Annotated in this window: 10 protein-coding genes and 1 pseudogene; 1 reads left to right on the top strand and 10 read right to left on the bottom strand. The window is 61.1% G+C overall.

What is annotated here, in order from left to right; all coding sequences use genetic code 11:
• The 8 genes and pseudogenes from L0976_RS28185 to L0976_RS28150 all read right to left on the bottom strand — a co-directional run.
• Positions 1 to 118, bottom strand: a pseudogene (locus tag L0976_RS28185) (electron transfer flavoprotein subunit beta/FixA family protein); the annotation flags it as partial.
• An 88-nt stretch (positions 119 to 206) separates the two neighbouring features.
• Positions 207 to 677 (bottom strand): hypothetical protein, encoded by a 471-nt coding sequence (locus L0976_RS28180; protein WP_234190669.1) that lies wholly within the window; start codon positions 675 to 677, stop codon positions 207 to 209.
• 105 nt (positions 678 to 782) lie between these two features.
• Positions 783 to 2,423, bottom strand: coding sequence for a GMC family oxidoreductase (locus tag L0976_RS28175; RefSeq protein WP_234190667.1), 1,641 nt, complete (start codon positions 2,421 to 2,423; stop codon positions 783 to 785).
• Positions 2,424 to 2,456: 33 nt separating this feature from the next.
• A complete protein-coding gene (locus tag L0976_RS28170) occupies positions 2,457 to 3,461 on the bottom strand; it encodes an ABC transporter permease (RefSeq protein WP_234190665.1) in 1,005 nt (334 codons plus the stop codon).
• On the bottom strand, positions 3,458 to 4,984 hold the full coding sequence (locus L0976_RS28165; RefSeq protein WP_203320445.1) for a sugar ABC transporter ATP-binding protein: 1,527 nt from the start codon (positions 4,982 to 4,984) through the stop codon (positions 3,458 to 3,460). The genes L0976_RS28170 and L0976_RS28165 overlap by 4 nt, the downstream gene beginning before the upstream one ends.
• Positions 4,985 to 5,090: 106 nt before the next feature.
• Positions 5,091 to 6,035 carry a substrate-binding domain-containing protein gene (locus L0976_RS28160; protein WP_203320444.1) on the bottom strand — a complete coding sequence of 315 codons (945 nt, stop codon included), beginning with the start codon at positions 6,033 to 6,035 and terminating at the stop codon, positions 5,091 to 5,093.
• Between the two features lie 61 nt (positions 6,036 to 6,096).
• A complete protein-coding gene (gene aldA / locus L0976_RS28155; RefSeq protein WP_234190663.1) occupies positions 6,097 to 7,530 on the bottom strand; it encodes an aldehyde dehydrogenase in 1,434 nt (477 codons plus the stop codon).
• A 73-nt stretch (positions 7,531 to 7,603) separates the two neighbouring features.
• Positions 7,604 to 8,416 (bottom strand): class II aldolase/adducin family protein, encoded by an 813-nt coding sequence (locus L0976_RS28150; protein ID WP_203320443.1) that lies wholly within the window; start codon positions 8,414 to 8,416, stop codon positions 7,604 to 7,606.
• A 290-nt stretch (positions 8,417 to 8,706) separates the two neighbouring features.
• On the opposite strand from L0976_RS28150, the gene L0976_RS28145 reads away from it, so the two are divergent.
• Positions 8,707 to 9,615: a LysR family transcriptional regulator gene (locus tag L0976_RS28145; RefSeq protein WP_203320442.1), complete on the top strand. Its 909-nt coding sequence runs from the start codon at positions 8,707 to 8,709 to the stop codon at positions 9,613 to 9,615.
• A 763-nt stretch (positions 9,616 to 10,378) separates the two neighbouring features.
• Here L0976_RS28145 and L0976_RS28135 read toward each other — a convergent pair.
• The gene (locus L0976_RS28135) at positions 10,379 to 10,561 is read right to left on the bottom strand and encodes a hypothetical protein (RefSeq protein WP_234190656.1); all 183 of its coding nucleotides are present in this window, start codon (positions 10,559 to 10,561) and stop codon (positions 10,379 to 10,381) included.
• The gene (locus L0976_RS28845) at positions 10,473 to 10,691 is read right to left on the bottom strand and encodes a hypothetical protein (protein ID WP_370643888.1); all 219 of its coding nucleotides are present in this window, start codon (positions 10,689 to 10,691) and stop codon (positions 10,473 to 10,475) included. The genes L0976_RS28135 and L0976_RS28845 overlap by 89 nt, the downstream gene beginning before the upstream one ends.
• Between the last annotated feature and the right edge of the window lie 450 nt (positions 10,692 to 11,141).

Below are 11,141 nucleotides of genomic sequence, written 5' to 3'. Positions count from 1 at the left end.
CGTCGAACGGGTTCATCGACATCTTCACGTTGGCAAGCTCGACGCCCGAACCGTCGGACTTCACGCGGATCTTCACGTTGTAATCAACAACCCGCTTTACAGGGACCAGGATCTTCATGGGTATCTCCTCAACGATCCTGCCTTTCCATGCCAGATATTCAGCTTGGCATTTCCGGAGCGGATCCTTGTCTCACTTGTTCAGCCCGTCACACGGCGGTGTAGATCTGGCCTCGTTCGATGACCGGCTCGATCGCCTCCATGAGGTAATCGTAATCCGGCGTGGCGGTGATCGCCTGCTGGGCCGTGTAGCCCAGCGCCGCGTTCACCTTTTCATCGAGGAAGAACGACCCGGCGATCATACGACAGAGCAGGTCGAAATCCGCCGGCCCCAGTGCCTGGAGGGTTTCAAGGCCGTTTGCGGGCGCCTCGGCAGGAAGACGCTCCACCGCCGCGAAGAACCGGTCCTGCATGTCGTCGCGCAGGGTCAGGGCCTGCGGAAGGTGAACGTCGATGACCGAGGCCTCGCTGGCCGAAGGCATTCCCAAAGAGGGGTCGGCGGGAATGAGCGCATCGACGGCCCATAACAGCCGCGACGTGTTGCGCTCGATACGCTCCTTCACGTGGCGCAGCCGATCTGATCTGGAAACAAGGGTTTGGCTAGGGGCATGCGTGTCCATGAATGATCTCCTGTCTTGTAACGCTCGCTGTCATCGGCCCATTGGGGCCATCGGCTCTCATGGTCATCGAGCCAGCCGCATGACCGGTCGACAGCGCGTTTCGTCTTACGCGTGTTCAAGGCTGACGTGCTGTTCCCGCGCCGTCTCGACCACATGCTCGGCGCTTCGCAACGCCAGCGCCGCGACCGTTCCCGTCGGATTGACGCAGCTCGACGTCGGCATGACGCTGCCGTCCATGATGAACAGGTTCGCGACGTCGTGAAGGCGGCCATAGGAGTCGACGACGGATGTCTGCGGATCGTCGCCCATGACGCAGGTTCCGAGCATGTGCCAGCCGGTCTCGCGGAAGAATGGCGCTTGCAGAACCTCGTAGGCCCCCGCTTCGCGCAGCGCCTCGGAGGCCCGCTCGACGTTGAATTTCATCAGGCGGCGGGTGTTCTCGTTGTTCTTGTAGATCATCTTCGGTGAAGGCACCCCGTCCGCATCCGTAAGGGTCGGGTGCAGGACGACCCGGTTGTGTTCCTCCGGCAGATCCTCAGCGATGATCGACCAGTCGATCGAACGGCCGAAACGCTTGTTGACTGTCTTGTGGAAATCCGCTCCCCATCCGGCATTATCTCCCCACGGAAATGCGCCGACTGTGTTCAGTGGGCCACCGGTTCCCATGAGCTGCCATTTCGCGCCGCGAACGAAATCGGTATCCTTGCGCGTCTCGGCGAACTCCATCGAATACATGCGCTGGCCGAACGGTCCCTGCCAGTTTTCGAAGAAGTCATCGAACAGACCGATCACGGTGGCATAAGGGTGCATCATCAGGCGCTTGCCTACCATGCCGGACGAATTGCCGAGACCGTCAGGGTTTGCGCCCGATGTCGAGTTGAAGAGCAGGCGCGGCGTGCCGAGGCCATTGGCCGCGATGACGACAATACGGCCCCGTTGCAGCAGCGTTTCGCCGGTTTCCTTGTCGACATAGGTGACGCCCGTCGCCAGGCCTCTGCTGTCGGTCTCCACGCGCAACACCCGCGAGAACGGCAGAAGCTTTGCCCCCAGACGCCTTGCAACGGGCCAGTGCGTCCTGTCGACGGACGCCTTCGCGCCGTCGAAACAGCCCCAGAGACAGGCGCCACGGCGAACGCAGGGTTCGAGATTGTTGTGCTTCACGCTGGCAATCGAATTGGAGCCCGGCCACCAGTGCCATCCGAGCCGCTCATGCGCGGCGATCATCTTCTTTTCCATCTCCTTCAGTTCGAAGGGCGGCAACGGCACGTCGTGATAGGGAAAGGCGGGATCGCCTGCGACGCCGGAGACGGAGAAGTCCTCCGCGACGCGATCGTAGAACGGCGCCAGGTCGTCATAGGAAATCGGCCAGTCATCGGCGACGCCATCGAGCGTGCGAACGCGGAAATCGCTGGGGCGGAAACGATGCCAGGCCGCCGCATACAGCACCGAGCTTCCGCCGATGCCATTCCACATCAAGGGCGCGACTTCCGATTCACTGTCGTCGACCGGATAATCGGAAGGCGCCTGCCTGTGGTTCGGGTTCCAACTGAAATGGCGATCCTTCGACAGCTCGAAGTCGAGCCGGTCGTTCTTGATCAGCGTGTAATCCGGTGCGCCACCCTGCTCCAGGCAAACGACGCTCATGCCGGCTTCGGCGAAACGCTTGGCGGCGACGGCGCCGCTCGGTCCCGCACCGACGATCACGACGTCAACGACTTCGCGGCTCAGTTTCTGTTTCTCGTTCATGATGGTCTCCTTCCTTCAAGAGGCTCGCAAGCCTCAAAGCAGCTTCAGGCTCGTGGTGCGCGAGACGATGGAAACGGCGATCACGATGACGATGCCCTTCACGATGCTCTGCACGTAGGTATCCATTCCCGCCAGGTTCAGGCCATTGTTCATCACGCCGATCAGCAAGGCGCCGAAGAAGGTTCCAAGGACCGTCGCGGTGCCCGGGCGAAGCATCGTCATGCCAATGAAGACGGCGGCCAGACCATCCAGAAGATAGGTTTCGCCGGCATTGGGCTGGCCAGAGCCGAGCCGGGCCGAAAGGAGAATGCCGGCGCCGGCGGCGAACAGGGCGCTGAAGGCGAGGCCGATGGCGCGGAAGGAGCGGCCGTTGATTCCGGACAGTTCCGCCGCGCGCGCATTGCCGCCGACCGCGTAGAGCCTGCGCCCGAACACCGTCCGCTCGAGCAGGAACCAGGAAATGCCGACGACCAGCAGCATCGCCACGGCCGTCGAGGGAATGCCGAACAGCCTGCCCTGGCCGATCGACAGATAGCTGGCGGGCAAGCCGCCATAAATGGCCCGGCCGCCCGATAGTATGAAGTTCACACCGAACAGGATGGAACCGGTCGCCAGGGTCGCGATCAGCGACGGCACGCCGATCGACACGACCAGCAGCGAATTCACCGCGCCGACGACGATGCCGCAGGCAAGCGCGGCGGCCAGGGCGACGGGAAGCGAGTAACCGGCGATCAAGAGCAGCGGCGCGGCCAGGCCCGCAAGGCCGACGGTATATCCGACCGACAAATCCATTTCCTTGGCGGCAAAGCCATAGGTAAGCCCCACGGCGACGATCGTCAGCATCGATATCTGCTGAAGGATGTTCAGGAGATTGGACACGGTGAAGAACCGGTCGCTGATCGCCCCGCAGGCGGCGATGACGAGAAACAGCACCAGCAAGGTTCCGTATTTCTGCGCGACGAGCCGCAAATCGGTTTTCCGCCTGGCAACCGGCGCGGCCGCAGGGTTGGTCGATGTCGTTTCAGATATCGTTGTCATGCTGCAATACCCACAATGGCGTCAACGAACGTCTTTTCGCTGAACTCGGATTTGGAGATGGATGGCCCGCTGCGGCCACGGCTGAAGGGGACGACGCGATCCGCCACGGCGGCGATCTCCAGCAGATCCGAAGACACCACGATAACGGCGGCGCCATCCTTGGCGAGCGATCGCATCAGGTTGTGGATCTCCTGCTTGGAACCGATATCCACCCCTTCTGTCGGCTCGACGAAAATGAAAATCGACGCCTTGTCGGCCGCGGCATAAAGCCAGCGTCCTATCGATACCTTCTGCTTGTTGCCGCCGCTGAGCTCGGAAATCTTCTGCTCGATGGACGACATCTTGACCCTCAGCCTCTGGGCCAGGGCGGCCGCTTCCTTTTTCTCCGCGCCTCTTTTGATGTAGCCGAGAAAGCGGTCGGCCACATGGGAGATGTTGACGAGCGAAATGCTCTCGCGGATCGTCCAATGGCCGACCAGGGCATTCGTCATGCGATGGTCGGGAATATAGGCAACGCCGCTCACGCGCATTTGCCTGACGCTCAGTCCCTTGCAGTTGCGTCCCGCGATGCGCATGTTCCCCTGGCTGGCCAAGCGCGGCTGGAAGATGGAGCCGGCGAAATCAGAGTGGCCGGCACCGGTCAGGCCGATGAGGCCGACAATCTCGCCGGGCCGTGCCTCGAAATTCTGAACCTCGAAGTTCTCGCCCAGCCAGCCGTCGATCGACAGGAGCGGCGCGATTCCAGAAAAATCGGATGTGTTTTCCGTTGCCGCCGAACCCTGGAGATGGGCAAAGCCGCCCTGGCGATTGAACATCAGGCCGACCAGATCGCGCTCGGTCAGGTCCTGATTGGGAAGCGACTCGACCACCTTGCCGTCCTGAAGCGCGGTAATGTGATCCGAAAGGTGCAGAACCTCGGCCATGAAATGGCTGATCAACACCACACCGACCCCGTCGGCGGAAATCTTGCGGATCAGTGCGCCAAGGCTGTCCTTCTCACGTGCCGGCAGGGTGGCCGTCGGCTCGTCGAGAATGAGTATCTTGGGATCGGAATGAAGGGCGCGAAGGATTTCGATGATCTTCTGGCTGGCATAGGGCAGCTCGCTCACAGGAACGTCGAAATCGATGGCGGTCTCGGGGAACCAACGGTCACGAAGGCGTGCGGCGATGCGCGCCATCTCGCGATTTTGGAGCACCCATTTGAAATGGGTCGATTCGAATCCGAGACAGATATTCGCCGCCGCGGACAGGTGCGGCACAAGGCTGCCTTCCTGCGAAACGAGCGAAATCCCGCGTGCGACCGCGTCGGCGGGCTTGTCGAATGTGGTTTCCACCCCATCGAGTTCGATCGTGCCGTCCGTCACCCGGACCGAACCGCTGAGCACGTTCATCAGCGTCGACTTGCCGGCACCGTTCTCACCGATGATGCCGTGCACCTCGCCTTGGCGGATCTGGATCGACACGCCGTCGAGCGCCTTCACGCCGGGATAGTGCACCTTGATATTATGGAGCCTAACAGCCATGGTTCCCTCCCAGAAGCCAGCTTGCATGTGCGAGTGCATTCTCCGTCATGAGCGGAACTGTACTCGCATGAGTGGGCACCTCCCCTGGAGGTGCCCGTTCTTGCGGTTACTGGCTTTGCTGGCAGTCGGCTTTGGTGAAGAGCTTTGCCGGGAAGTAGACAATATCAGCGGTTTTCACGCTTTCGGCGGACTCGCCCTTTTCGCCCACCCGCTCGACATATTCGGCCAGCTTGGCGCCCCAGACTTCGAACTGTTGGCGGCCGGTGGCGATGAACATGCTGTCTTCCTTGCAGATTGCATCGAGCGCACTCTGGTGGCCATCCATGCCGGACACCGGAACCTTATCGAGGCCGGCGGCCGCCAGTGCCGTGACCGCAGCCTGCGCCGGCTCGTCCCAGGGCGCCCAGACAGCGGTGATCTCGCTGCCGAACCGTGTCGAGATATCCTGAACCGCGTTCATCGTATCCTGATAGAAGTTCGAAAGGTTGATGTCGTGCTCGGCGATGATCTTGACGTCCGGATATTCCTTCACGATCGCCCGCAGCGTGTCGCTGCGCTCGCGCACCGGCTTGAGACCGTCAGCGGTCAGGAGGACGAGATTGCCCTTGCCGCGCATCCGGTTGACCAGTTCGAGCGAGACTTCGGACGACATCTGCCAGTTGTTGGTCGTCACATCAGTGATGGCGCCGGGAATCCAGCCGCTATCGGCGGTGAAGACGGGGATATTCGCCTCGGCCGCGACCGCAAGCGCGCTGTTGGACGCCCGCAGATCCGCCACGGTGACGAGAATGAAATCCGACCCGCGTGAAACGGCGTCCTGGATGTTGTTGGCCACCTTTTCGGCCGAGCCGGCGCTGTCGAGGAAGGTTACGTTCCAGTCCTTGATGCCCTTCTCGTCCAGATATTTGGCAAAGCCTTCGCGAATGCGGTGCTCGGTCTGCAACGCGGCGTTTCCAGCGATCCAGGTGACGTTCAGCGGCTTGGCTTCGACCGCCGTTCCAAGACAAACGACGGTGGCGGCGGATGTAAGAAGCTTTATGAATTTCGACATGTTTTCCTCCCGTTGAAAAGTATCCGTCCAGCGTCTCCTCATCTGGACGGGCTGTTTGGCATTAGCCTTCGATGTAGACGATGTGGGTTTCCATATATTCGTAGAGGCCATGCTTGCCGTCGGCACCGCCGATGCCGGACTTGCGGCGTCCGGCGTGGAAGCCCTGGATCGCTTCGAAGTTGTTGCGGTTGACGAAGGTCTCGCCGAAGCGCAGCTCGCGCGTCGCCTTCATCGTGGCGTTGAGATTGGTGGTATAGAGCGAAGAGGTGAGGCCATATTCGGAGTCGTTCGCCAGGGCGATGCCTTCTTCCAGGTCGTCGATCGCCTGGATCGGCAGCACCGGCCCGAAGATCTCCTTGCGCATGATCTCCATGTCGTTCCGACAATTGACGAGAACCGTCGGTTCGTAGTGGAGGCCGGCGTCCTTGTGGGCGATCTTCCCGCCGGTCACGGTTTCGGCGCCCGCCGCCGCGGCGCGCTCGACAAGGCCCGCCACCTTTTGCAACCCCTGGCGATTGACGAGCGGCCCCATCATGATCTCCTCGTTGCCGAAAGGATCGCCATAGGTCGTCGCCTTCATGCGCGTGGCGATCTTCTGCGTGAATTCGTCGAGAACCGCGCGCTGCACATAGATGCGCTCGGGGCAGTTGCAAAGCTGGCCGGTATTGGCGATGCGCGACTCGTGGATCGCCTTTACCGCCAAGTCGATATCGGCGTCGGCGAGCACGATGGCGGGGGCCTTTCCGCCGAGCTCGAGATTGACGCGGGTGAGATTGCGTGCGGCGGAGGCCATGATGCTTGCCCCGGTCGCCACGCTTCCGGTGAAGCTGACCAGCCCGATGCCGCGATGGGCCGACAGCGCGCTGCCGGTGGTTCCCCCACGTCCACTGACGATGTTGACCACACCTCTGGGAATGTCCGTTTCGTCGAGCAGCCCGGCGAATTCAAAGGCGTTGATCGGCGTTTCTTCGCTGGATTTGATGACGATCGTATTGCCGGTGACCAGCGCCGGCGCCAATTTTCGAGCGATCAGGAAAAACGGGAAATTCCAGGGCAGAATGCCGGCCGTCACGCCGATCGGCTTGCGGAACAGCAGGATCGTTTCGTTTGCCTTGTCGCTGGCGACGATCTCGCCCTCGATGCGCAGCGCCCATTCGGCCATATAGTCGATATAGTTGGCGGTCAGGTTGACCTCATGGACGGCAAGCGGAAGAATCTTGCCCTGCTCCAGGCTGATCGTTCTTGCCAGGCGATCGACATTTGCCCGGATCCGCGCGGAGATCTGCCTCAGGTAACCGGCGCGCTGGGTGGAGGACAGCTTCTCCCATCCGGCCTGCGCCCGCGTGGCGGCGGCGACGGCGGCATCGACGTCGTCGGCAGTGGCATCGGGAACGACTGCGATGACTTTCTGGTTGGCCGGGTTGAGAACCTCGACACCCACCGTGCCGCTGGACGCGACAAACTGACCGTCAATGTAGTTCTGGTATGTTTTCAAGACGATAAATCCTCCCATTTCAGGCGTTGGGCGCGCACCCGATGCCCTTGCGGCGGCGGGTGCGCGATCGCTCTCAGTCGAACATGTCGGGCTGGCTGTCCTTGAGCTGCTCGTAGATCGGCTGGAAATGCAGCCAGCCGATATAGTCGCTGCCGACATGCTCGCGGCTGTAGCGCGCCCGCTTTTCCTGAACATGCGTCGGCTTCAGGCCGGTTGCCTCGATGGCCAGTTGCTGCTGGCAGCAGCGTTCCAGGGCGATGAACCAGAAGGCGGCGGAGTCGATGCTGTGGCGGCTGGCGGTCAGCAGGCCGTGGTTCTGGTGGATCGCCGCCTTGACGCCCTTGAAGGCCGCCGCAACGTCGGTACCCGCCTTGTATTCGACCGCAACGGCGCCGGCGACGTCGCCGATGACCACATGATCCTCGTAAAATGCACAGGCATCCTGGGTGATCGGCTCCAGCGGGCGTCCGAGCGATGCGAAGGCCGTGCCGTAGATCGTGTGCGCATGGCACATGGCGATGATGTCGGGATGGGCCTCGTGAACGTTGGCGTGCAGGATGAACCCGGCGCGATTGACCGCATAATTGCCTTCCACCACCTTCCCCTGATGGTCGACGAGAATGAGGTTCGAGACCTGGACCTTGGCGAAGTGAACGGCCATGGGATTGGTCCAGTAGAGTTCCGGATGCTCGGGATCGCGCACGGTCAGGTGGCCGGCGAAGCCATAGTCATATCCCTGCTGGGCGAATGCGCGGCAGGCGGCAACCAGCCTTTCCTTGCGGTGCTGGCGCTCTTCCGCCACGGTCTCGAATTCCGGAATATCCGGGAAAATCAAGCCCGCCTGTTCCGGTTGATAAACAGAAACTCGATTACCGAGATCTAACATTGAAGCCTCCTCTTCATCGGTTGATTCGTATGCAGCAACGCCCGTCCGGCAGGCTGATCTAGGGGGTGGTTGCCGTCGCCCGAACTTGTATCGAGCATTGACAAGGGTCAATTCGGTGCGGTTTGATAACAGTTATCTAAATTTCCCCGCGGCCATATCGACACGAAGATTTTTGATCTAAGCGTTTGTTTCAAATGAGATTGTCGAGGCGGCCACGGGACGTGGGAGGGACGTGGCATGGGTATCGATAAGTTCACTATTGTAAAGGTTTTCGATAGGCTTGCCCTGAGATGAAGGACAACCGGCTTCTCGAAATGCGGGTCTTCCGCTCGGTCATCGACGGCGGAGGCTTCACCGCCGCGGCTCATATCCTGGGGGTCAGCCAATCCTCGATAAGCTACACGCTCGACAATCTGGAGAAGCGGCTCGGCGTGCGCCTGATGCATCGCTCTACCCGTGGCTTCAGGCTTACAGAGGAGGGACGCAAGTTTGCAGCGAGTTGCGCCGAGATCATCGCCTTGGTGGACCAGGCGGAGGGAGCAATCGCTACGGCGAAGTCGCATGTCGTCGGCGATCTAAGGGTGACCGCCCCGATCGCCTTCGGCACGGACCAAATCGTGCCGCGCATACCCGCCTTTCTCCAGCGTCATGCCGGACTGAACGTGATCCTGTCGCTGGATGATCAGAACGCCAATCTCATTGAAGAAAACTTCGACGTCGCCATCCGTATGGGGCGACTGACCGACTCGGCTCTGATCAGCAAGAAAATCTGCGATCTTCAGAGGATCGTCGTCGCCTCGCCCCGATTCATATCCAATTTCGGCAAGCCGAAGACGCCGCAGGATCTGGCCAATTTCAATTGCCTCCTGTGGCACGGCTCGCGCGAACACTTGAACCGATGGCCTTTCCAGACCCCGACCGGCGTGCAGAACATCGTCGCAAACGGGAATTTCAGAGGCTCGAATGGGCTGACGCTCGTCCAGCTCTGTCTGGAAGGCGTAGGCATCATGCGGATGGCGGAGCACCTGTCGCTGCCGTTGATCCGCGACGGAACCCTCGTTCCGCTGCTGAAAGAATACCAGGCCGTCGACAATACCGCGATCCACGCCGTCTATCTTCCGGAGCGGCACCTGCTGCCGAGGATCAGGTCATTTATAGAGTATTTGAGCGAGGTCTTTCGCGTTCCGCCCTGGAAGTGAACTTGCAGCGTCTTTTCTCTATTTCGGTGTATCTTCGTCACGGTTGGAGCGAACCCCTCCGGGCTTCCAGACCGGCGGAGGCTTGAGCTTTCCGGCGTCATTCAGGGAAGCGAACGTAGTCGTACGACGTCAGTTCATCGATCTCCGACGAGGTCGTCGCCATCTCGCATCTTTCACGGATTTTCAGTCAGCACAGTTCTGGGCCTCGCGCAGATCATCGATCGGCAGCCCGATGCTGCAGACCCTGCCGACGACGCGGGCCACAGCCTCCGGTAAGGCCGAGGCAAAAATCACCACCTCGACACGCGGCATCCTATCGCGCCAGCGCAATTCCGGCGGCAGGTCGTCGAGCTGCCGGTCAAGGAGGACGTCTTCCCCCGGTGTCGCTCTATGGCTTCACGGCCTGCCCGATGCGTCTGGTCCGCGCATTGTTACGACCCGTAGATCCGGAACGAGTGCAGCCGGAAAGTTCTCGCACGGCGCCAAAAAAACGCGAGCCGGTCGAATAGCCGGGGCGCCGCCCAGCGCCACAGGCTATTGCCAGGGCCTCGCCGCCACCGCGCCCCCTCCTCCAAGAGCTTTTCGATGACCCCGCCGACGCCTTCGGCGCGACGGCGGGCCAATGTGTCAGCACGGCGCGGGCAAGGCGGGTTCCCGCGAATGGAGACCGCCCCTGCCCCCGTTGCGTCTTGACGTCTGGCCCATACCACTCGGTCATCAGCTGTGGCACGGCCAGCCCCTTTTCAGCGGCGTAGCAATCAGCCTATCGGTCAGCCCTCAGATCGAGCGATTCGGCATCCGGGGGCGCGCCATGGATGGAGCCCACCAGATCCGGCACGGCGAACGGCGACAGTCGCCTAGACTGCAGCGCATCGTCGACGCGTTCGACCGCCCTGGCAAGCCGCTCGTCCAAGGCCAGCCCAAGAAAATCTTCGAGTTCGGCCACAGTTGGCGGGCTTTAGGGCAGAAAGCCTTTCGCAGGCCAAAAGCACCCACCCAGCCGGCCACGGATCGTCAGCAGCAGCCGTTAGCAAAAGCGCATCACGCCACGCGCGTTCGGCCTCATTGCGACCCATCAGCCGAACCGCTACGTCGGCAGATTTCAGGGCCTGATAGCACGCAGGTGGCCAGCCCAGATCGACGCGAAGCGAACAAGATTATCCAGTGATTCCAAATCTCTGGCGGAAGAGACGGCTACAGTAACTTCGTTCGGCTTACGGCCAAGCGGCGGGGAGCGCGGGTGAGGGGAAGTGCGGAACAGCGGGCGAATCCATGGCCGCCAGCCTATCTCAATCGTGCGGTTTTTCCATACTATTGACCAAAAACCGCACCGCTCGTCTTGGCATAATAATGACGGATAATCTTGCATTATCGGACATCATTGTCATTACAGAGAAATGGCCCAATGTCATTCGCGTTTAACCGCCGGACGGCCCGTTTTTGGCGTCTCTGGCCGTCGAAATTCGCAGTCATTGGGCGGATTGGTTATGCGCTTGATCAGTGGACTGCAGCGATCCGGCGCTTCG

Source organism: Shinella sp. NM-101 (assembly GCF_021401195.1).
GTDB lineage: Bacteria > Pseudomonadota > Alphaproteobacteria > Rhizobiales > Rhizobiaceae > Shinella.
This window is presented reverse-complemented; position numbering and strand designations above follow the sequence as displayed.